This window comes from Streptomyces sp. NPDC001443, assembly GCF_053597355.1.
Genome location: NZ_JBSFIA010000002.1, coordinates 351,324 through 372,639 on the forward strand (window position 1 = coordinate 351,324; position 21,316 = coordinate 372,639).

General features: G+C 72.9%; 19 protein-coding genes and 1 riboswitch. Of the genes, 5 read left to right on the top strand and 14 right to left on the bottom strand.

Annotation, left to right across the window (positions count from 1 at the left end):
* Positions 1-35: 35 nt before the first annotated feature.
* The 4 genes from ACWC24_RS04385 to ACWC24_RS04400 all read right to left on the bottom strand — a co-directional run bounded on the left by ACWC24_RS04385 (position 36) and on the right by ACWC24_RS04400 (position 3,144).
* Complete coding sequence (locus tag ACWC24_RS04385; RefSeq protein ID WP_450661314.1) at positions 36-512, bottom strand: DUF5304 domain-containing protein; 477 nt, start codon at positions 510-512, stop codon at positions 36-38.
* A gap of 57 nt (positions 513-569) precedes the next feature.
* Positions 570-1,739: an ArsA family ATPase gene (locus ACWC24_RS04390; RefSeq protein ID WP_450661315.1), complete on the bottom strand. Its 1,170-nt coding sequence runs from the start codon at positions 1,737-1,739 to the stop codon at positions 570-572.
* 42 nt (positions 1,740-1,781) lie between these two features.
* Positions 1,782-2,225, bottom strand: a complete 444-nt coding sequence (locus tag ACWC24_RS04395) for an SRPBCC family protein (protein WP_152886504.1) — start codon at positions 2,223-2,225, stop codon at positions 1,782-1,784.
* A gap of 121 nt (positions 2,226-2,346) precedes the next feature.
* Positions 2,347-3,144 (bottom strand): metallophosphoesterase family protein, encoded by a 798-nt coding sequence (locus ACWC24_RS04400; protein ID WP_450661316.1) that lies wholly within the window; start codon positions 3,142-3,144, stop codon positions 2,347-2,349.
* A gap of 316 nt (positions 3,145-3,460) precedes the next feature.
* Between ACWC24_RS04400 and ACWC24_RS04405 the strand changes: the two genes are divergently transcribed.
* A complete protein-coding gene (locus tag ACWC24_RS04405) occupies positions 3,461-5,257 on the top strand; it encodes an AMP-dependent synthetase/ligase (protein WP_450661317.1) in 1,797 nt (598 codons plus the stop codon).
* Positions 5,258-5,270: 13 nt separating this feature from the next.
* Here ACWC24_RS04405 and ACWC24_RS04410 read toward each other — a convergent pair whose 3' ends face one another.
* Both ACWC24_RS04410 and ACWC24_RS04415 read right to left on the bottom strand, forming a co-directional pair.
* Positions 5,271-6,905: a GMC oxidoreductase gene (locus ACWC24_RS04410; protein WP_450661318.1), complete on the bottom strand. Its 1,635-nt coding sequence runs from the start codon at positions 6,903-6,905 to the stop codon at positions 5,271-5,273.
* Between the two features lie 145 nt (positions 6,906-7,050).
* On the bottom strand, positions 7,051-8,193 hold the full coding sequence (locus tag ACWC24_RS04415) for a glycosyltransferase family 4 protein (protein WP_392617191.1): 1,143 nt from the start codon (positions 8,191-8,193) through the stop codon (positions 7,051-7,053).
* An 80-nt stretch (positions 8,194-8,273) separates the two neighbouring features.
* Here ACWC24_RS04415 and ACWC24_RS04420 point away from each other — a divergent pair, with 80 nt between their 5' ends.
* The gene (locus tag ACWC24_RS04420; RefSeq protein ID WP_450661319.1) at positions 8,274-9,548 is read left to right on the top strand and encodes a glycosyltransferase 87 family protein; all 1,275 of its coding nucleotides are present in this window, start codon (positions 8,274-8,276) and stop codon (positions 9,546-9,548) included.
* Here ACWC24_RS04420 and ACWC24_RS04425 read toward each other — a convergent pair.
* Positions 9,509-10,834, bottom strand: a complete 1,326-nt coding sequence (locus ACWC24_RS04425) for an MATE family efflux transporter (RefSeq protein ID WP_450661320.1) — start codon at positions 10,832-10,834, stop codon at positions 9,509-9,511. The two genes, ACWC24_RS04420 and ACWC24_RS04425, sit on opposite strands and share 40 nt — an antisense overlap.
* A gap of 203 nt (positions 10,835-11,037) precedes the next feature.
* Between ACWC24_RS04425 and ACWC24_RS04430 the strand changes: the two genes are divergently transcribed.
* Entirely contained in the window at positions 11,038-11,604 is a 567-nt protein-coding gene (locus ACWC24_RS04430; RefSeq protein ID WP_450661321.1) for a PadR family transcriptional regulator, read from the top strand.
* On the opposite strand, the gene ACWC24_RS04435 is transcribed toward ACWC24_RS04430, so the two are convergent.
* The 5 genes from ACWC24_RS04435 to ACWC24_RS04455 all read right to left on the bottom strand — a co-directional run bounded on the left by ACWC24_RS04435 (position 11,561) and on the right by ACWC24_RS04455 (position 16,938).
* Positions 11,561-12,751: a hypothetical protein gene (locus ACWC24_RS04435; protein ID WP_450661322.1), complete on the bottom strand. Its 1,191-nt coding sequence runs from the start codon at positions 12,749-12,751 to the stop codon at positions 11,561-11,563. The genes ACWC24_RS04430 and ACWC24_RS04435 overlap by 44 nt on opposite strands.
* A 29-nt stretch (positions 12,752-12,780) precedes the next feature.
* Positions 12,781-13,803, bottom strand: coding sequence for an NlpC/P60 family protein (locus ACWC24_RS04440; protein WP_450661323.1), 1,023 nt, complete (start codon positions 13,801-13,803; stop codon positions 12,781-12,783).
* A gap of 270 nt (positions 13,804-14,073) precedes the next feature.
* On the bottom strand, positions 14,074-15,108 hold the full coding sequence (locus ACWC24_RS04445) for an NlpC/P60 family protein (protein WP_450661324.1): 1,035 nt from the start codon (positions 15,106-15,108) through the stop codon (positions 14,074-14,076).
* Between the two features lie 210 nt (positions 15,109-15,318).
* Positions 15,319-16,662: an NYN domain-containing protein gene (locus ACWC24_RS04450; protein ID WP_450661325.1), complete on the bottom strand. Its 1,344-nt coding sequence runs from the start codon at positions 16,660-16,662 to the stop codon at positions 15,319-15,321.
* A gap of 36 nt (positions 16,663-16,698) precedes the next feature.
* Positions 16,699-16,938, bottom strand: coding sequence for a hypothetical protein (locus ACWC24_RS04455; RefSeq protein ID WP_351600017.1), 240 nt, complete (start codon positions 16,936-16,938; stop codon positions 16,699-16,701).
* A 163-nt stretch (positions 16,939-17,101) separates the two neighbouring features.
* Between ACWC24_RS04455 and ACWC24_RS04460 the strand changes: the two genes are divergently transcribed.
* Both ACWC24_RS04460 and ACWC24_RS04465 read left to right on the top strand, forming a co-directional pair.
* Positions 17,102-17,830 (top strand): rhomboid family intramembrane serine protease, encoded by a 729-nt coding sequence (locus tag ACWC24_RS04460; RefSeq protein WP_450661326.1) that lies wholly within the window; start codon positions 17,102-17,104, stop codon positions 17,828-17,830.
* 83 nt (positions 17,831-17,913) lie between these two features.
* Positions 17,914-18,195, top strand: a complete 282-nt coding sequence (locus tag ACWC24_RS04465; RefSeq protein ID WP_162468382.1) for an Lrp/AsnC ligand binding domain-containing protein — start codon at positions 17,914-17,916, stop codon at positions 18,193-18,195.
* A 133-nt stretch (positions 18,196-18,328) separates the two neighbouring features.
* Here ACWC24_RS04465 and ACWC24_RS04470 read toward each other — a convergent pair whose 3' ends face one another.
* Positions 18,329-19,729 (bottom strand): aminotransferase class V-fold PLP-dependent enzyme, encoded by a 1,401-nt coding sequence (locus ACWC24_RS04470; RefSeq protein WP_450661327.1) that lies wholly within the window; start codon positions 19,727-19,729, stop codon positions 18,329-18,331.
* 179 nt (positions 19,730-19,908) lie between these two features.
* Positions 19,909-20,025, bottom strand: a riboswitch (SAM riboswitch).
* 136 nt (positions 20,026-20,161) lie between these two features.
* A complete protein-coding gene (gene trpD / locus ACWC24_RS04475) occupies positions 20,162-21,226 on the bottom strand; it encodes an anthranilate phosphoribosyltransferase (protein WP_450661328.1) in 1,065 nt (354 codons plus the stop codon).
* Between the last annotated feature and the right edge of the window lie 90 nt (positions 21,227-21,316).

Consider the following 21,316-nt stretch of genomic DNA (forward strand, 5'->3'; position numbering starts at 1 on the left):
AGCCCCGCTACGGCCAACCGTACCCGAGGGGACCGTCAGTCCAAGTCGATGCGCTCACCCTGACCGCCGTCGTCACCCCGGTCGTGGCGCCCGTCGTCGTCCTTCGGGCCGCCGCGGAGGTCGTCGGCGCGGGTCGTCCAGCGGGTTTCCTGGCCCTGGACGGCGGAGCGGTAGGCGGCGAGCAGTTCCTCCCCGGCCGCGGCAAGATGGTCGAAGACGTCCGGATTGCGCTCCAGAACGGGCTCCACGGCGGCCTTCGCCTGCTGCACGACCTGGCGCACCACCTGCTGCGCCGCAGGTCCGGCGACCGCCCCGAGCAGCGGTGAGCGCACGGTGGACAGTTTGTCGGCGACGGCGTCGACGAGCTTGCGCAGCTCCTCGGCGGCGGATCCGGGAGGCCGGCCGTAGTCGGTGCGGCGACGGGACCGCTCGGCTTCGAGGTCCTCGGCACAGGCCTTGGCCCAGGCGTCGTCGTCGGTCGCCCTGGGCCCCGGGTTCTCGGCTTCGCTCATGACGCACTCCTGACTACGGTTCGCCCCTACGACGTTACCCGAACGGCGGTACGTCGCTCACCTGGTCCGCGGCCACAGGTCGGGGTCGGGGGCGAACCGGACGCGCAGCTCGCCGTCGCGCAGGGCCGCGCCGGCGACGGTGCAGCGGCGCAGCGCCGAGGGCAGGGCGACGATCCGGCGGAACTGCCCTGCGGTGACGACGAGTTCGTCGCCGCGCCGGACCAGGTCCAGGGCCTCGCGTATCGCGCCGGGCAGCGGGATGTGCCAGACCAGCACCCCGTCCTCGGCGAGCCGGTCGGCCACCGGCCACTCGACCGGGGCGGGTGCCGTATTGACGTCGGGCGTGGCGAGGCCGTCGAGGTCGTCGGCGCCCTGCGGGTCGCGGCCCAGATGGGTGACGGGGTGGACGGCGTACGACTCCCGCCAGTCGGCGAGCGCCTTGCGCTGCTGGGCGGCCAGGCCGGCCGTCCAGGGGTCCTCGACGGTGTCGGGCAGGACCCGGTTGGCGACGAGGCACTCGACGGGCAGGCCGCGCAGGGCGAGGCCGAGCCCTGCGGTGCGCACGGCGTCCGCGCCGGCCGGTCCCGGCTCGGCGACCAGGCGTACGGCGGTGCCCCGGTCGGCGAGGACCGCCTCCACCGCGGCGAGTTCCACGTCCCACCGGGCGGTGGTCTCGTAGAGCGCGTCGGTGGGCATCGGGACGCCGGCGAGCCGGCCGAGGACCGGGCGCAGGGCGCGGGCGGCCTGCCGCTCCGGCGGGAGCAGCCGGCGCAGATAGCGGCGCAGTTCCTCGGGCAGGGCGAGCAGGGCGAGCGCCTGCGGGACGGGGGGCAGGTCGACCACGAGCAGGTCGTGCGCGTCGGAGAGCGCGGCGTCCCGCAGCGCGCGCAGCAGGCCGAGCTCCTCGGCGCCGGGCAGCGGGGTGAGCTCCTCGGGTTCCAGCCGGGAGGCGCCCAGCAGGTCCAGGAGGGAGGAGGCGCGGTCCTGGAAGGAGGCGAGGTCCTCGTGGAAGCGGGTGACCGCGTCGGGGCGCCAGGCGGTGAGGCGGGGGGCGACCTGCGTCGGGGCCGTGCCGGTCGCCGTGCCCAGGGCGGCACCGAGGGTGTCGGTGCGGTCGGCACCCAGCAGCAGGGTCCGGGTGCCGGCGCGCGCGGCGCGCAGGGCGGTGGCGGCGGCGACGGTCGTCCGACCGCTGCCGCCCGGACCCGTGATCAGGATGGTGCGCATGGGGGTGAACGCTACCGCCGCGCGCCGCCCGTCCGTCTCCCGCTACTTCTCGCCCGACTCGACGCGCTTCTTCAGTCCCGCCAGCGCCCGGTCGATGATGACCTTCTCCGCCTTGCGCTTGATCATGCCGAGCATCGGGATCTTGACGTCGACGGTGAGCAGGTAGGTCACCTCGGTCGCGCCGCCGGCGGCCGGCTTCAGGACGTAGGAACCGTCCAGGGAGCGCAGCATCTGGGACTTGACCAGGGTCCAGGAGACCTCGTGGGCGCCGGTCCAGGTGTACGCCAGGGTCTGGTCGTCCTTGATCGCTCCGGCGTCCATGACGAGTCGGACCTGCTCGGCGCGGCCCTGGTCGTCGGTCTTGAGGACCTCAGCCTCCTTCACCTCGCCGGTCCAGTCCGGGTAGCGGGCGAAGTCGGCGATCACCCCCATCACGTCGGCCGGTGCCGCCTCGATCGTGATGCTCGAACTGGTGTGTTCCGCCATCGCCGTGGCTCCTCCAGATGCGGGCCGGTAAGGGCGTCGTGCCGCGCCCTGCTGCGCAAGTGTGTGCAGCGTGAAGGCTACCGCGCACGGGTGGGGCCGCCGTCACCCCACCTGCGACCGCTCACCACTCCAGCGCCCAGGGCCGTCCGGATCCGGCGAAGTGCCCGACGTTCACGCACTCCGTCGCCCCGATCCGCATCCGCCGCGCCAGCGGCTGGTGGACGTGCCCGAACAGCGCGTACCGGGGGCGGGTGCGCCGGATCGCGTCCAGCAGGGCGCGGCTGCCGCGCTCGAAGCGGCGCGCGACCGTGTCGTAGACGAGCTCGGGCACCTCCGGCGGGATGTGGGTGCACAGCACGTCGACCTCGCCCACGGCCTCGATCTTCGCGGCGTACTCCTCGTCGTCGATCTCGTACGGGGTGCGCATCGGGGTTCGCAGTCCGCCGCCCACGAAGCCGAAGACCCGGCCGCCGATCTCCACCCGCTCGCCGTCCAGGACCGTGGTGCCCGGCCCGGCGTACTCCCGCCACAGGGGCGGCAGGTCGACATTGCCGTAGGTCGCGTACGTCGGGGTGGGGAACGCTGCGAACATCTCGGCGTACTGCTTGCGCACCGCCGCCTCGATCACGGTCGCCCGGTCGGCGCCGACGCCCGCCCACAGCCGGGCCCCGAGCTCGCGCGCCTCCGTGAAGCGCCGGGCGGTGCGCAGCTCGACGAGGCGGTCGGCGTTCTCGACGCCGAACAGGTCGGGGAAGATCCCGCGCGAGTGGTCGGCGTAGTCCAGGAACAGCACCAGGTCGCCCAGACAGATCAGCGCGTCGGCGCCGTCGCCGGCCCTGGCCAGGTCGCGGGCGTTGCCGTGCACGTCGCTGACCACATGGACACGTGTCCTGCGTCTGTCGCCTGGTGTGGGTGCCATGACGATCAAGAGTAGGCGTGCCGGGCATAGGTGAACAGTGGCGGTCGGACCTGCCCTTACTGGCTCGTCAGTTCATGCGTGGACTACTGTGCGTCAAGCAAAAGCAATCTGTGTGACGCAGCGAACATCTCGCCGGACCCCCCTGTCGAAGAAGGCATACCGGCGGGTAACGTCCGGGCAGTCCAGTCGTACTCAGAAATTCAACCAGCGGGTTCCGAGCTCGTGGCTGAACCCCCTGGGTACCTGCCCGAGCCGTGGACCGCACCGTCGCATCGCACAACGTCGTGGCGCCGGCGCCCTATGAGGAGCAGCAGTCTTGCGCGAGTTCAGCCTTCCGGCTTTGTACGAGGTCCCTGCGGACGGCAATCTCACCGACATCGTCCGGAGAAACGCCGCGCAGCACCCCGACGTCGCCGTCATCGCCCGCAAGGTGGGCGGTGTCTGGCAGGACGTGACGGCCACCGCCTTCCAGGCCGAGGTGCGCGCCGCGGCCAAGGGCCTGATCGCCTCCGGCGTCCGGCCGGGCGACCGGGTCGCCCTGATGTCCCGCACCCGCTACGAGTGGACGCTGCTGGACTTCGCGATCTGGAGCGCCGGCGCGGTCACCGTGCCGGTGTACGAGACCAGCTCGCCGGAGCAGGTGCAGTGGATCCTCTCCGACTCGGGCGCCACCGCCTGCGTGGTGGAGCTCCCCGCCCACGCGGAGGCGGTCGAGTCGGTGCGGGCGACGCTGCCCGCGCTGCAGCACGTCTGGCAGATCGAGGCCGGCGGCGTCGCCGAGCTGGAGCGGGCCGGGCAGGACCTCCCGGACTCGGCCGTCGAGGAGCGCAGCTCGATCGCCGGCGCCGACGACCCGGCGACCATCGTCTACACCTCCGGCACCACCGGCCGGCCCAAGGGCTGCGTGCTGACCCACCGCAGCTTCTTCGCCGAGTGCGGGAACATCGTGGAGCGGCTGCGCCCGCTGTTCCGCACGGGCGAGTGCTCGGTGCTGCTCTTCCTGCCGCTGGCGCACGTCTTCGGCCGGCTCGTGCAGATCGCGCCGATGATGGCGCCGATCAAGCTGGGCTGCGTCCCGGACATCAAGAACCTCACCGACGAGCTGGCCGCCTTCCGCCCGACGCTGATCCTCGGCGTCCCGCGGGTCTTCGAGAAGGTCTACAACTCGGCGCGCGCCAAGGCCCAGGCGGACGGCAAGGGCAAGATCTTCGACAAGGCCGCGGACACCGCCATCGCCTACAGCAAGGCGCAGGACACCCCGTCGGGCCCGTCGCTCGGTCTGCGGATCAAGCACAAGGCGTTCGACAAGCTCGTCTACAGCAAGCTGCGCGCGGTCCTCGGCGGCCGCGGCGAGTACGCGATCTCCGGCGGCGCCCCGCTGGGCGAGCGCCTCGGCCACTTCTTCCGCGGCATCGGCTTCACGGTCCTGGAGGGCTACGGCCTGACCGAGTCCTGTGCCGCCACCGCGTTCAACCCCTGGGACCGGCAGAAGATCGGCACGGTCGGCCAGCCGCTGCCCGGCTCGGTGGTGCGCATCGCCGACGACGGCGAGGTGCTGCTGCACGGCGAGCACCTGTTCAAGGGCTACTGGAACAACGAGGCCGCCACCGCGGAGGCGCTGGCCGACGGCTGGTTCCACACCGGCGACGTCGGCACCCTCGACGAGGACGGCTACCTCAGGATCACCGGCCGCAAGAAGGAGATCATCGTCACCGCGGGCGGCAAGAACGTCGCCCCGGCCGTGATCGAGGACCGCATCCGCGCGCACGCGCTGGTCGCGGAGTGCATGGTGGTGGGCGACGGGCGGCCGTTCGTCGGCGCGCTGGTCACCCTCGACGACGAGTTCCTGGACCGCTGGGCGGCCGACCACGGCAAGCCGGCGGGTTCCACCGCGACGTCGCTGCGCGACGACCCGGATCTGCTCGCGGCGATCCAGGCGGCGGTCGACGACGGCAACGCCGCGGTGTCGAAGGCGGAATCGGTGCGGAAGTTCCGCATTCTGTCCTCCCAGTTCTCGGAGGAGTCGGGCCACCTGACGCCGTCGCTGAAGCTCAAGCGCAACGTGGTGGCGAAGGACTACGCGGACGAGATCGAGGCCATCTACACGAAGTAGTACGGCCCTTGACTCACATGTCCTCGGCGAGGACCCGTTCCATCGTCCGCTCGGCGAGCGCAGTGATGGTCACGAACGGGTTCACGCCGATGTTCCCGGGGACCAGTGAGCCGTCCGTGACGTACAGCCCCGGATACCCCTTCACCCGGCCGTAGTCGTCGGTGGCCCTGCCCAGCACGCAGCCGCCGAGCGGGTGGTAGCAGAAGTCGTCCGCGAACACCTTGCCGCCCGACCCGAACAGGTCGTACCGGTAGATCGTCGCGTTGGCCGCGTTGATCCGGTCGAACAGTTTCTTCGCCATGGCGACCGAGACCGCGCTCTGGGCCGCGGTCCAGCCGAGCTTCACCGCGTCGCTCGCCGGGTCGTAGGTGAAGGACGCCCGTTGCGGGTTCTTGGTGATCGCCAGGTACAGGCTCACCCAGGTCTCGAACCCGATGGGCAGCGGGGCGATCTCCGCGAAGACCGGGTTGTCGGTGTTGGCCCAGTCGTCGATGCCCATCACCGGCATGGTCGACTGGTTGGCGCCGGTGATGTCCCAGATGTGGTTGGCGCGCCCGAGCATGGTGTTGCCGTTGGTGCTCCACCCCGCCCCCACACTGGAGTTGAGCGCGGGCAGCGCGCCGGTGTCCCGGGCCCGGACGAGCAACTCCGTGGTGCCGAGGCTGCCGCCCCCGAGGAAGAGACGGGCGCAGCCGTACTGCTTGCTCTCGACCACGGCCCCGGTCGTGTCGATCCGGTCCACGCTCAGCACGTACGACCCGTCGCCCGCCCGCGTGATCGCCCTGACCTTCTCCATGGTGTGGATGGTGAGGTTGCCGGTGCCGAGCGCGGCGGCGAGGTAGGTCTTGTCGAGGCTCTTCTTGCCGTAGTTGTTGCCGTAGATGACCTCCTGGGCGAGCGCGGACTTCGTGGCGGTGCCTGCGGCCTCCCGCTGCATGTACCCGAAGTCGTAGACGTTGGGCACGAAGGTGGTCCTGAGGCCGGTGTTGGCGGCGGCCTTCCTGGACGTCCGGGTGAACCGGTACCACTCGGTCGACTCGAACCAGGTGGGGTCGACGGTGTTGACGCCGAGCATGGCGCGGGCGCGCGGGTAGTAGGTGCCGTACATCGCGCCCGCGTCCACGGTCGGGAACTGCTCGGCGAAGTACGACTGGAGGGGCGTGACCGCCATCCCCCCGTTGACCAGTGAACCGCCGCCCACTCCCCGCCCGACGTACACGGACATGTTGTCGTAGTGCACCCGGTCCAGGACGCCGGGATAGGCGGTGATGTCCTTGTTGACGACGTCCAGCCAGAGGAAGGTGGCCAGCGGTGCCTCGGTGCGGGTCCTGAACCACATGGACCGCTTGTCCGGGGCGGCGGTGGAACAGAAGACCTTGCCGTCGGAGCCGGCCGTGTTCCACAGCTGCCCCATCTCGATCATGAGGGTGCGTATCCCGGCCTGCCCGAGCCGGAGCGCGGCCACGGCCCCGCCGTACCCGGAACCGACCACGATGGCGGGGGCGTTGTCGACGGGGGCGGCCTCCTCGGCGGCCTGCGCCGACTTGAGCCCGATCCGGGTGAGACCGGCCGCGGCGGCGGTCTGGAGGGCGACCATGCCCAGGATGTGACGTCTCGTCAGTTGACGCTGCATCAGTTTTGCTGTCATGAGCGCAGCATCGGCGGATTATCGCCCTCCGCCTAGTGCTCCCGCCGGAGGAGGCCCCGCAGCTTCTCCGCCGAGGTGCGCGCAGGTTCTCCCCCGCGGCGCAGCGGCTGTTCGGAGCTCCAAGGCGGCACGCGCGGCTTCTCGGCTACAGCAGCGCGCGCAGTTTCTCCGCCAGCAGGTCCCAGCGCCACTTCTCCTCGACCCACTGCCGGCCCCGCTCGCCCATCCGGCGGCGCAGTTCCGCGTCCCCGAGGAGCGCCACGATCCGTTCGGCGGCCTCCTCGGCGACACCGCCGCGCACCACCCAGCCGGTCTCGCCGTCGAGCACGGCGTCGGGCGCCCCGCCGGAGTCGCCGGCCACGACGGGCAGCCCGGTCGCGGACGCCTCCAGGTAGACGATCCCCAGCCCCTCGACGTCGAGCCCGCCGCGGCGGGTCCGGCACGGCATCGCGAAGACGTCCCCGGCGCCGAAGTGGGCGGGCAGTTCGCCCCAGGGCACGGCCCCCGTGAAACGCACCGAGCCGGCCACCCCGGTCTCGTGGGCGAGCCTGCGCAGATCCTTCTCGTACGGGCCGCCGCCGACGACGAGCAGCACCGCGTCCGGCTCGGCCGCCAGGATCCGGGGCATGGCCAGGATCAGCGTGTCCTGTCCCTTGCGCGGCACCAGCCGGGACACGCACACCACGACCGGGCGGTCGGTGAGCCCGAGCCGGGCCCGTACCGCGTCGCCGCCCGATCCGGGGTGGAAGGTCTTCTCGTCGACGCCCGGCGGCAGCTGGACCATCCGTCCGGCCGCGCCCGGGGTGAGCGCGGGCGCTATCCGGGAGCGGGTGTACTCGCCGAGGTAGGTGACGGTGTCCGTGGACTCCCCGATCCGGCGCAGTAGCTGCCGCGCGGCGGGCAGCTGGGCCCAGCCTGCCTCGTGACCGTGGGTGGTGGCCACCAGCCGCTCGGCGCCCGCCCTGCGCAGCGCCGGGGCCATCAGTCCGAGCGGCGCGGCCGCGCCGAACCACACCGAGGTGCAGCCGTGCTCGCGCAGCAGCCCGACCGCCCGCCGGGTCGCCCCCGGCGTCGGCAGCAGCATCGTCGTACGGTCCCGTACGACCGTGAAGGGCTGCTCGGCGTCGAAGGCGGCCGTCGCCTCGGCGCCCTCCCGGCCGTGCTTCCAGGTGGAGGCGTAGACGACCAGCCGTTCGGGGTCGAGCCGCAGCGCCATGTTGTGCAGGAACGCCTGGATACCACCGGGGCGGGGCGGGAAGTCGTTCGTCACGATGAGGGTCTTGTCCATCGCCGCCGACCTTACCCAACGGGTCCGGACTGCCGTCCACGGCCGTGCTTCATGGCCCTCGCACAGCCCGGCAGGTCATCATGTGCTCGTCGGCAGGGCAGGCGGACGGGACAGGGGCACAGGTGGACACTGGCGCGGGACGGTCCCCGGTCTGGCTGCCGGTCGCCTGGGCGGCGACCAGGCTGCCGCTGCTGCTGTTCGTGTTCAAGGTGTCCGTCTTCCCGGGCCCGGACGTCACCAGCGACGTGTCCGTGATCTACCAGGGCTGGTACGAGGTGCTGCGGCACGGCACGTTCCCGCTCTCCGACGTCACCTGGCAGTACCCGCCCGCCGCCGCGCTGGCGATCCTCTCCCCCGGGCTGCTGCCGTTCCTGCCCTACCCGACCGCCTTCTTCGTCCTCGCCGTGCTGGCCGACCTGCTGGTCCTGCTGCTGCTTCGGTACGCAGGCCCGCGCGCCCGCCGCTCGCCGCTCGGCGCCTGGGCGTGGGTGGCGGGCGCGGCGCTGCTCGGGCCGACGCTGTACGCCCGTTACGACGTGATGGTGACCGCGGTGGCGGTGGCCTCGCTGCTCGCGGGTACCCGCCACCCCCGGGTGATGGGCGCGCTGGCGGGCTTCGGGGCGCTGGTGAAGGTGTGGCCGGCGCTGCTGCTGGTGGGTGCCGTACGGCGCCGGGCGTGGGTCGCGGCGGCGGTGACGGCGGCCGGGGTGGCCCTGGTGGCCTCCGTGGCCATGCCCGGGGCGTTCGCGTTCCTGACCTTCCAGCGCGACCGCGGGACCGAGGTGGAGTCGCTGGGCTCGCTGGTCTTCCATGTGGCCCGGCACTTCGGTTGGAGCGGCCGGGTGCTGCTCAACTACGGCTCGGTGGAATTCCTCGGGCCGTACGTGGACGTCGTCAGCACCGCGGCGCTGGCCCTGACCGGGGCGGCCTTCGGCTGGCTGCTGCTGTGGCGTCTGATGGCCACCCGCCTCCGGCCGCACACGCTCCCCGACGCGGCGCTGGTGGCGGTGCTGCTGTTCGTGGTCACCAGCCGGGTGATCAGCCCGCAGTACCTGGTGTGGCTGGTCGGGGTCGCGGCGGTCTGCCTGTGCCACCGCGACACCCGGATGCGGCCGCCGGCCGCCCTGATCCTGGCGGCGGCGCCCGTGACGGTGCTGGAGTTCCCCCTCTGGTTCGACCATGTCGTGTCGAGCGACCGGCTGGGCGTCACCCTGCTGTTCGTGCGCAACGGGCTGCTGGTGGCCGCGACGGTCGTCGCGGCCGTGCGGCTGTGGCGCTCGACGGTGGCCCGCGGGGGCGGGGCGTCCTTCCCGGCTCAGGCGGCCCGTACCAACGGGGCCCCGGTCTCCTCCTGACGGCGGGCCGCGCGGGCGGCCGTCACCGCCAGCGCCGCGCACTGCACGGTCATGGACAGCGCCAGCGCCAGGCAGATGCCGGGCAGTCCGAGGCCGGACAGGGCGAGGGCGAGCGGCAGTTGGACCGCCGTGCCGAGCACGGTCACCCGCAGCAGGGCCGGTGCTCCCCCGCTGCCCTCGAAGACCCCGCCGAGCGCGATGAAGCAGCCCATCAGCAGCAGATAGGGCCCCACGCAGCGCAGGAACAGCACACCGGCACGGGCGACCTCGGGCCCGGCGCCGAAGGCGGCCATGACCCAGGGGGCGGCCAGGCCCAGCAGGACGGCCGCGGCCAGGGCCGCCGTACCGGAGACCAGCACGGCCTGCCGGCCGATGGCCCGCCGGGCGTCCCGGCCCGCGCCGCGGGTGTGCGCGGTGTGGATCGAGGCGGCCTGGCGTACCGCGTAGAAGGCCATGGTCGCGACGTACATGACCTTGTAGGCGATCGCGTACGCGGCCACGGCGGTCACGCCGAGCCGGGCCACGATCGCGACCAGCACCAGCGCGCCGCCCTGGCGCACGGTGAAGTCCGCCGACATCGGCAGTCCGGTGGCCAGGGTCCGGCGCAGCGCGGCGGCGGTCGGCTCGGCGGGACGCACCCGTGCCGCGCTCCGCAGCAGCGCGTCGCGGCGCAGCGCCCGCAGCCCCGCCGCGAGGGCCGCGCCCCGGCACAGCACGGTGGAGGCGGCGGCGCCCCGGACGCCGTAGAGGTGGATGAGCAGCGGGTCGCAGAGCAGGATCAGGCCGTTGGCGAGCAGGGCGAGCCGCATCGGGGTCCGGGTGTCGCCCGTGCCCTTGAGGATGCCGTCGACGAGGTTCTGGGCGAAGAAGACGGCCATGCCCGGCAGCGAGACGGCGAAGTAGGCGACGGCGAGGGGGACCGCGGCGCTGTCGGCGCCGCCCAGGACCAGCCGGGCCAGCGGCTCACGCAACAGGAAGCAGCAGGTCAGCACGGTGGGCGTGACCAGTGCGCACAGGGCCCAGCCGCCGCGTACGGCGGCGCGCAGCGCGGCCGGGTCGCGGGCTCCCCTGGCGTGCGCGACCAGCACGGTGGTGCCGGAGCCGAAGACCAGGGCCACGCCGAGGAGCACGTTCTCGGTGTTGGTGGCCACGGCGACGGCGGCCACGGCCGGGCCGCCGAGCCGGGAGACCCAGACGGTGTTGATGATCCCGGCGGCGACGGAGGCCAGCAACGAGAGGTAGACGGGACGGGCGAGCCGGACGAGCTGTCCGCGGTGTTCGTTCACGACGTGGTTCCCCCTGATGCCGAGTCGTCTGGCGGTACCTCTTGCCTGTACCTCTTATCGAGTTACCTCGAAACGAGGTAACTCGATAAGAGGTACCATGGCGGTCCGAGGCCCGCAAGACGGGATCCGCCGGACGGGACCGGCCGGACGGGACCGGCCGGACGGGACCCCGCACGACGCGACCGGAGAAGGGACCGCACCTGATGCTGGAGCTGTCGATCCTCGGGTTCCTGGCCGAGGAGCCCCTGCACGGCTATGAACTGAAGGAGCGCATCACCGCCCTCAGCGGCCACGTCCGCCCGGTCAGCGACGGCGCGCTCTACCCCGCGATCACCCGCCTGGTGACCGCGGGCAAACTCGACCAGCACACGGCCGAGGGCGCGGGCGCGGCCCCGCGCCGGATGCTGTCCCTCACCGAGCACGGCCGCGAGGACCTGCTGGAACGGCTGCGGCACCCCCGGCCGGCGGAGATCACCGACCAGGTGCGCTTCAACACGGTCCTGGCGTTCCTGCGGCACCTGCCCGACCCCGCGGAGCAGGCCGCGGTGCTGCGCAGGCGGCTGGAGTTCCTGAACACGCCCGCGAGCTTCTTCTACCGCGACGGGCAGCCGGTGCGGGCGGAGCAGACGGACGACCTGTTCCGGCAGGGCATCCTGCGGGTGGCGCGGGCCACGGGCGAGGCGGAGCGCGGGTGGCTCGCCGAGGCCGTCGCCCACCTCGAAGGGCTCAGCCCAGCCGCGTCCGCAGAGCCTCCCGCCACAGCTCGGTGAACCGCTGCGGGGTCGTCCCGAGCACCTTCGCCATCGCGTCCTCGACCGCTCCCGCCCGCTGCCGGTGCGCGCCCACGGCCCGGTAGAACGCGTCGAGCCGGGCCTCGCCCCAGCGGTCGGCGATCATCCGGCAGGCCAGCCAGCCGCCCTCGTACGCCCGCGCCAGCGCGTCCGCGTCCCCGGTGAAGCCGAAGTCCTTGTCCGTGGGCAGCGCCGCCGGGACCTGCCCGTCGGCCACCGCGCGGGCCAGCTCGGGCGCGATCAGCGCGGCGGTGCGCCCGGTGCCGCGGTAGCCGACCCAGTCGGCGTACCCCTCGGACAGCCACAGCGGGGTGGCGGCGCCGGTGTGGGCCCGGGTGGCGACATGGGTGCTCTCGTGCGTGAGCACCACCTGCCGGCCGAGCGAGCCCAGCATCCCGTACGCCTCGGGGTTGACGATGATCCGGTCCGCGGGCGCCCGGCCCGACCCGCCGGTCTCGCCCGTGGTGACCGCCGCGATCCCGCGGTACGACGAGGCGGGCGAGGCGAGCAGCCCCGCCATGCCCTCCAGCGACTTCGGCACGAGCACCACCACGTGCCCGCTCCAGTCGGCGCCCCACGCCCGAGAGACGGCCGGCACCGCGCGGTCGGCGAGCCCGGCGAAGGAGCGCAGCGTGCCCTCGGACTGCCCGGCGCCCAGCACCAGGCTGTGGGCGCCGCGCACCACGCTCACCGCGCCCTGGTCCCACAGCTGCTGTGCGGTCCGCTGCGCGGGCCGGTCCGAGGTGACCCGCCACCGCCCCCGGGCGTCGCGGGCCAGCCCGAGGACGCGGGCGGTGGTGACCGGCGCCGCGTCGTACCCGCTGACGCGATAGCCGAGCCGGGCGTCCACGACCGCCGTGTTCCCGCTGCGGTGCACGGCGGTGACCCGGTAGGACCAGGCCGCGAGCGGCACCGCCCGCACCGCGGCGAATCCGGCCCGGGTGCCGGTGGCGCGGTAGGCGGACTCGTCGTGACGCAGGACCGCGGCCGCCCGTGCGTCGAGCAGCCGCTGCGCGTCGGCGCGCACGCCGTCGGCCGCGGGCCGCCCGCCGCACCCCGTCAGGGAGACGAGCAGCAGACACAGCCCCGCGGCCGCGGATCCCATCGCCCGCCTTCGACCAGCCATTCCACCGATCGTACGGGGCTCGGGGGGCGTCAGACCCGGGTGACCGACGAGATCGGCATCATGCCCACCGGGTCGTAGCGCACCGGGGCGCCCGGATAGGGGGCGTGGATCACCTGGCCGTTGCCCACGTACATCCCGACGTGGCTGGCGTCGGACCGGTAGACGACCAGGTCCCCGGGCCGGGCCTGGGAGAGCGGGATCTGCTGCCCGGCGAACCGCTGGGCCTGCGAGGTGCGCGGCAGCTGCACCCCCGCCCGCCCGTACGCCCACTGCATCAGCCCCGAGCAGTCGAAGCCGCCGGGACCGTTGGCACCCCAGACGTAGGGGCGGCCCAGCGCGGAGCGGGCGGCGGCGACGGCGAACGCCGCGCGGCCGGTGGCCGGTCCGGCCCAGCCGAGCCCGGACGGGTCCGCGCGGCCGGAGCGGGAGGCCCGGCCGAAGGCCAGACGCTCCTGGAGGGGCAGGGAGTTGAGCAGCCGCCGCGCCCGGGCGAGCTTCTTCTCGACGGTCCGCTTGTGCGTGGCCACCGCCCGGCGGCTGCGTTCCAGCTCGCCGAGCTTCGAGGTCGCGTCCGCGCGCTCCTGGGCGAGCTCGCGCAGGGCCGAGCGCAGTTCGGTCAGCTCGTCGGCCTGACGGGTGGTGACGCGGTCCAGTACGGAGGCCCGGTCGAGGTAGTCGTCCGGGTCGCCGGAGAGCATCAGGGCCAGGGACGGGTCCAGGCCACCGGAACGGTACTGTGCCCCGGCCAGCGAACCGAGCGTGCGGCGCAGGGAGTTGACCCGGTCCTGCTGCCGGGCGATCCGGTCGCGGGCGTGGCCCACCTGGGTGCGCAGGAGATCGGCGCGCTCGTCGGCCCTGTCGAAGGCCTGGGTCGCCCGCTCGGCCTCCTCGTAGAGGCGGTCCACCTCGGCCCGGGTGCCGTCGCGCGGTGCGGCCGTCGCCGGTACGGCGCCGATGGCGGCCGTTGCGGCTGTGGCGGCCGACAGGACACTGAGGGCTGCGCAGGCACCCCGGTCGAACCCGGACGGTGCAAGGCGGCGATGGGACCCCACGGGAAACCGCACTCCTTCCGCTGGCGGACGAGGACCGCTCCCCCGACCCGGGGGCGGACGTGCCACGGCGGTGTGGGGAAACGCGCCAGACAGTAGCCCCGTCGCGGGGCGGCGGCCAAAGACGTCGGCGGGGCGCACGACGTGACGCCCCGCCGCTGACGCAGGTCACCGGCGGGGCGTGGGTTCACTTGGCGGTGTCGCAATTCGCCCGATCGGGCGGTCCCGATCAGTGCTGCGCGGACCGCTCCCGAAGGGGCTCGGGGCTGCGGGTCAGATGCGGACGCCGAACTGGAACGGCATGTTGCCTATCGACTCGTAGCGCACGACGGTGCCGGTGCGGGGGGCGTGCAGCACCTGGCCGTTGCCCGCGTAGAGGCCGACGTGGTGCTGGTCGCCGTAGAAGATGACGAGGTCGCCGACCTGGAGGTCGCTCTGCGAGTAGATGCGCGTACCGGCGTTGGCCTGGGCCTGCGAGGTGCGCGGGATGGAGACGCCGGCCTGGGCGTAGGCCCAGGAGGTGAAGCCGGAGCAGTCGAAGGAGGAAGGGCCCGAGGCGCCGTAGACGTAGGGCGAGCCTATCTTCGTCTGGCCGGCCGAGAAGGCGGCGGCGGCCCGGCCGGAGGCGCTGGTCTCGTTGCCGAGGTCGACCCGGGCGCTGGCGGAGCGGCTGGCGCGCGCGTCGGCGTCGGCCAGGGCCGCCTTCTCCTTGGCCGTCAGCGTGTTGAGGAGCTTCTGCGCCTCGGCCAGCTTGGCCTGGACTTCCTTCTTCTTCTTGCCCAGCTCCGTACGGGTGGAGGCCAGGTCCTTGAGCTTGTCGGAGGCCTCGGCGCGCTCCTGGGCGAGCTCGCGCTGCTTGTCCTGGATCTTCTTCAGCGCCTCGACCTGCTGGCCGCTCAACTGGTCGAGCGTGGAGGCCTTGTCGAGGTAGTCGTCCGGGTCGGCCGAGAGGAAGAGCTGGAGCGAGGAGTCGATGGACCCGGTGCGGTACTGGGCCGCGGCCGCGAGGCCCATGCTGTCGCGCAGCTCGTTCAGGTCGGCCTGACCGCGCGCGACGTTGTCCTGGATGGTGGAGATCTCCTTCTGGAGCTTCTCCTGCTTCTCCTTGGCCCCGTTGTACTTCTCGGTGGCCTGCTCCGCCTCGTCGTAGAGCTTGTCGACCTTGGACTTGACCTCGTCCTTGGTCGGCTTCTCGCTCGGCGCGGCGTTGGCGCCCTGGGCGCTCAGCACCACGGCGGCTGCGGCTGCGGTGGTCAGCACGGTCACGCGTGCACGACTCGGCTGCTTCGGTCGACGGTGGGACGCCACGGAGACGAGCTCCTTCTTCTGAGTGAGAAGCCGTACGGAGATTCGAAACCTGACCTTAGTGATGTTCCTGTGATCAGTTCAAATCCTCCGGCGAAAAATCCCGGTTACGCACCGCATTCTTTGCCGGCAACTCACATGCAGTGATGCCCGATTGACGCTACGTTGCGTGACGACTCCGTCAATTCGGGCATTGCTTCCGGAACTTGACGTTCAGGACAGGCGCTTGAGAAGGACCGCCGAAGCCACCGGCCGCGCCCCCGCCCGGGCCACCCCGTCGGCCACCTCACGGTCGGTCGAGGCCACGATGACCGGCCGGCCCGGAGGCTCGGCCCGCACCAGCTGACGGATCAGTTCGTCGGCGGTGACGCCCGGCTTGGAGAACAGCACCCGCACCCCGCGGGGCGGCGCGAGCAGCACCGGCGCCACCAGTTCGGCGCCGTCGAAGACGCAGGTCACCTCGGCTCCCGTCTGCGCGGCGAGCTGCGAGAGCTGCCCGAGCAGCCGCAGCCGCTGCTTCTCCAGCGGCATCTGGGGATAGCCGGTCTTGGTGACGTTGTAGCCGTCGACGACCAGATGCGCCTGCGGCAGCGCGAGCAACTGGTCCAGGATCGCCGGGTCGTTCTCGGACAGTGCGCGGTTGGCGATGTCCTTCGGGGTCATCCGGCCGGGCTCGACCGCGTCCACGGTCTCCGCGGGCCGCACCGACACCGGCGGCAGCGCCAGCTCCCGGCGCAGCCCCTGGGCCGCGTCGAGCACGGTGTCCAGCAGCAGCCGCACTCGCATGTCCTCGACGCTGCGCCCCTCGCGGGCCGCCTTGCGGGTGGCCTCCAGGGCCGCCTCCGCCTCGCCCAGGCGCGCCTTCAGCCGCCGGGACTCGCTCTCGGCGGCGGACACCTGCGCCTGCGCCTCGGCCCGCGCCACCTCGGTCTCGCCGTGCACCTTGCGCAGCGCCGCCTCGCCGCGCTTGACGTCACTGAGGGCCGAACGCAACTTGCGGTGCAGCGACTCGGCCTCCCGCTTCGAGGCGTCCAGCTCGGCCCGCAGCCGCTCGGTCTCGGTCCGGCCCTGCTCACGGGCCCGGTCGAGCTCCTCGCGCAGCCGTTCCAGCTCGGCTCGGCTCTCCTCGTCGGCCCGCTCGGCGTCCGCGCGCAGCGCCTCCTCGCCGGCCGCGGCCACCAGCTTCACCCAGCCGGCCGGCCGCAGTACATAGGCCGCGGCCGCCACGTCCAAGGGGTCCGCGGCCGGGGGCGGCGAACCGGAGTCGAGGGCGCCGGCGAGTTCGGGCTGCGCCTCCCTGAACTTCTCGGCGATGCGCTGCCGGAAGAGCGAGTCCGTCTCCAGCGCCGCGGCCATGGCGTTGCCCGCGAACTTGACCCGACGATTCGGGGCGAACCGGGCGTACTGTCGCAACTGGGCAGGCAGTTCGGTCAGGACCAGCCCGCCGAACCCGTCCGAGACGATCTGCACGACCCGGCGCCGCACCCCGTCGGGCAGCGGACGGTCGAGCACCTCGGCGGCGCCGTCGCCCGGCCCCCCGCCTGCGGTCTCCACCATCCGTCACACCCCAATATCCGTGCGGGGCCGCTCCCGTCAGGAGCCGGCGCCCGGCCTGTCCACGAGTTCCACCTGGTCGACGGCGTTGCACCAGCGGCAACGCACCGACTCGATCGTCTCACTGACCACCTCGCGCTCCTCCACGCTGGGCTGACCGGCGAGGTCGAGATGGACGTACTCCACCACCTTCGACGAGCGGGTCACGTCGAAACGCGTGAGGTTGCCGCAGAGGGTGCAGCGCCACCGCGTCGAGGCGGTCGGCAGGGGAACCGTCATCAGGGCTGTTCGCCTTCCTTCTGTCCATTGTCCGTGACGCACCGGGCTCTCCCCGGAACATGTGGCTCGTAACCCTACGGCCTGGCGGGTACTCGCCGCCCACCCGTCCACGGCGGCGAGGCGGTCTGTGCTGATCCGTCCCCGTACGTCATGCTCTGTGTTCATGATCAGCGACTGGAACGGAACCACGGGCAGCGCGATCCGGAAGCCGTCGGCACCCGTGACGTACGGGCTGATCGCCCTGTGCTGCCTGGTCTTCCTGATCGGCCCCGCCTCCGGCTTCAATCCCGGGTACGGCACCGGCGCCGCGCTGTCGGCCGTCCAGCGGGCCTACTTCCGCCACTGGGGCGTGGTCCCGGCCGAACTGTTCCGGGACGCCCCGGGCCAGGCCCTGACGCCCGCCAGCGCCCTGTTCGTCCACGGCAGCTGGGTCCACCTCCTCGGCAACATGCTCTTCCTCTACGTCTTCGGGGCGATGACCGAGGAACGGATGGGCCGGGTGGAGTTCACCCTCTTCTACGTCGGCTGCGGCTACCTGGCACTGCTCGGCTACGCGGCCGCCAACGCCGGCTCCGAACAATCGCTGGTCGGCGCGTCCGGGGCGATCTCCGCGGTCCTCGGCGCGTTCCTGTACCTGTTCCCCCGGGCGCGGGTGACCAGCCTGCTGCCGTTCCTGTTCTTCCTGCCGGTGCGCTTCCCCGCGTGGGTCGTGCTGCCCTTCTGGGCGGCCCTGCAGTGGGTGGCGGCGGGCCGGGCCACCCAGGGCCCCGGCGTGGCCTACCTGGCACACCTGGTGGGCTTTGGCACGGGCTTCGGGTACGCGTGGCTGCGGTTCGGCCGCAGCCGCGGTCCGGCCCGGCAGGTCAGGGCCGCCACGGGCGACGGCGGCTGACCGGCCCGGCCGGCCGCCGCGGCCTTGGTGGGTCCGGGATCACGTCATAGAGTGAGGGCCCCGGCCGAGAGAGAGAACCAACCGTGATCACCGCGATCGTCCTTATCAAGACCAGCGTGGACCGGATCCCCGAGATCGCGGAATCGATCGCCGCACTGGACTCCGTCAGCGAGGTCTTCTCCGTCACCGGCACCTACGACCTGATCGCGATGGTGCGGGTGACCCGGCACGAGGACCTGGCGGAGGTCATCCCGGGCCGGATCAGCAAGATCCCCGGCGTCGAGGGCACGGACACGCACGTCGCGTTCCGCACCTACTCCCAGCACGACCTGGAGGCGGCGTTCGCGATCGGTCTCGACAGCTGAGGCCCTCCCCCGCGGACCGGTAAGGGCTGAGCGCGCGGTTCCCCGCGCCCCTCGGGCGGGCCTGCCCGCAGGCGGCCCCAGGGGCGCGGGGAACCGCGCGACCGGCCATGACGGCGCCGCGCGACGGGCCCGGTCAGACCGCGGGCACGCAGCGGCCGTCCTCGGTCCGGTAGCGCCACTTCGCGCCGTCCCTGACCAGTTCCCGCACCGCGGTCACGAAGCGCTCCACGTGCTCGTCCGGCGTTCCCGCGCCGAAGCTCACCCTGATGGCGTTGAGGGACTTCTCGCCCGGCGCGGCCTCGGGAGCGCCGCACTCGCCCTGGCTGCCCGGGTCGCTGCCCAGCAGCGTGCGCACCAGCGGATGGGCGCAGAAGAGGCCGTCGCGGACGCCGATGCCGTACTCGGCGGAGAGGGCGGCCGCGAAGTGGGAGCTGTTCCAGCCCTCCACCACGAAGGAGATCACCCCGACCCGCGGGGCGTCGTCGCCGAAGAGGGAGAGGACCCGCACCTCGGGCACCTCGGCGAGGCCCGCCCGGACGGTGTCGATCAGGTGCAGCTCACGGGCGACGAGCGCCTCGAAGCCCGCCTCGGTGAGGGCCTTGCAGGCGGAGGCGATGGAGTAGGCGCCGATCACGTTCGGCGAGCCGGCCTCGTGGCGGGCGGCGCTGTCGTGCCACTCCACGTCCACTCCCCCGTCCGCGCGCCGGGTGACGCGCCGGCTCGCGCCGCCGCCGGCGAGGTACGGCTCGGCCTCGCGCAGCCAGTCGGCGCGGCCGGCCAGGACCCCGGAGCCGAACGGCGCGTACAGCTTGTGGCCGGAGAAGGCGACCCAGTCGACGTCGAGGTCGCGGACCGAGACCGGGTGGTGCGGGGCCAGCTGCGCGGCGTCCAGGACGATCCGGGCGCCGTGCGCGTGGGCCGCCGCCGCCAGCTCGCGGACCGGCCACAGCTCACCGGTGACGTTCGAGGCGCCGGTGACGCAGACCAGGGCCGGGCCATAGGGGCCTCCCCTGCTCGAGCGCAGCCGAGAGCTTGGGGAAGGGTCGCGGTCGGCCAGGGCGCGCTCCAGGGTCTCGACGGCCTGCCGCGGGCTGCGCGGGGCGTCGAGATAGGTGACCTGGGCGTCCTTCCAGGGCAGCAGCGAGGCGTGGTGCTCGGTCTCGAACACGAAGACCTCGCAGCCGGCCGGGAGCGCGGCCGCCAGCAGGTTGAGGGAGTCGGTGGTGGACCGGGTGAAGACCACCTGGTCGCCGGCACGGCAGTCGAGGAACTCCGCAACCGTGCGGCGGGCGTTCTCGAAGAGGTCCGTGGACAGCTGCGAGAGGTAGCCGGCGCCGCGGTGGACGCTGCCGTAGTACGGGGCGTACGCCGCCACGTCGTCCCAGACGCGCTGGAGGGCGGGGGCGCTGGCCGCGTAGTCGAGCGCGGCATAGGTGACTTCGCCGCCCGTGACGAGCGGAACGGTGACATCACGGCCCAGAACGGCCAGCGGGGCACAAACGGTCCGGGCGGAGGCAGCGGTGGAGACGGACATGGGGAACTCCCGTGAGCGGCAAGGCGGAATCACCACGCGAGCACACGGGCTCGAGCGCGGAGAAAGGAAAAGGGGTGTGCGGAGGCGGGGCTCGACGCCCTAGCGCATTCGCTTGCTCACGGAAGGCTCCCTCGATGACCAGGACCCCTGGTGCTGGGCTCGTTCAGGAGCCGTCGAGGGGTCCGCGCTTGCCGTGGACCTCGTTGCCCACGACCTGGTCCTCACCCGGGGCACCCCGCCACGGACGGAGGGTTGCCGGACAGTCGGCCGGGGCCTCATGACTGTCACTCATGACCTGTCCGTCATCCTGCCACACGGCCCGTGAAGCGCAAGGCGCGGTCCGCATCCTGGACCGCGCCTAGCCTCGTCCCCTCGGCCGGGGCCCTGCGTCGCCCCGGCCCGGCCGCAGCGCACGCGGCCGGGGAGGGCGGATCAGGCGTTGCTGACGGCCACCCAGCGCTCCAGCGTCCGCCGGGCCGCGGCGGAGTCGATCGACTCCGCCGCCCGGTCCATGCCGGCGCGCAGCTGCTCGGCCAGCGTCCCGGAACCCGGCCGCAGCGCCACCAGCGCCGCCGCGGAGTTCAGCAGCACGGCGTCCCGCACCGGCCCGCCCTCGCCGTTCAGCAGCCGGCGCGCCACATCCGCGTTGTACGAGGCGTCGGCGCCGCGCAGCGCCTCCACGGGCACCGGTTCGATGCCGACGTCCCGCGGGTCGAAGGCCTCCTCTGTGACCTTGCCGTCGCGCACGACCCACACCCTGGAGGTGGCGGTCGTGGTCAGCTCGTCCAGGCCGTCGTCGCCGCGGAACACCAGCGAGGAGTTGCCGCGCTCGGCGAAGACACCCGCGATGATCGGCGCCACCCGGGGATCGGCGACACCGACCGCCTGGGCGCGCACCTTCGCCGGGTTGGTCAGCGGGCCCAGGAAGTTGAACACCGTCCGGATGCCCAACTGGCCTCGGGCGGCCGCCACATGGCGCAGCGCCGGGTGGAACTTCACCGCGAAGCAGAAGGTGATCCCGGCCTCCTCGGCGACCTCCGCCACCCGCTTCGGCGTCAGTTCGAGGTTGACCCCGAGCTTCTCCAGGACGTCCGAGGCGCCCGACGCCGACGAGGCGGCCCGGTTGCCGTGCTTGACGACCTTGGCACCGGTGCCCGCGATGACGATCGAGGACATCGTGGAGATGTTCACCGTCTTCGCGCCGTCGCCGCCGGTGCCGACGATGTCGACGGTGTCGCCCGGCACCTGGATCACGTTGGCGTGCGCGTACATCGCCTCGACCAGTCCCGTGATCTCCTGGACGGTCTCGCCCTTGGCCCGCAGTGCCACCGCGAACCCGGCGATCTGCGCGTCGGTGGCCTCGCCGCGCATGATCCGGTCCATCGCCCAGGCGGTGCTCGCGGCGCTCTGGTCGCGGCCCTCCAGCAGACCGTTCAGTACCGCGGGCCAGGAACGGCCCGCCGCGGTGTCGCCTCCAGCGGGGGTCACAGCGCTCATCAGCCGCTCCTGGTTCGTAGACACGTACAGACTGACTACAGCCTATCCAGCGCCGGACACGGCGAAGGACCCCGTCCGAAGACCGGACGG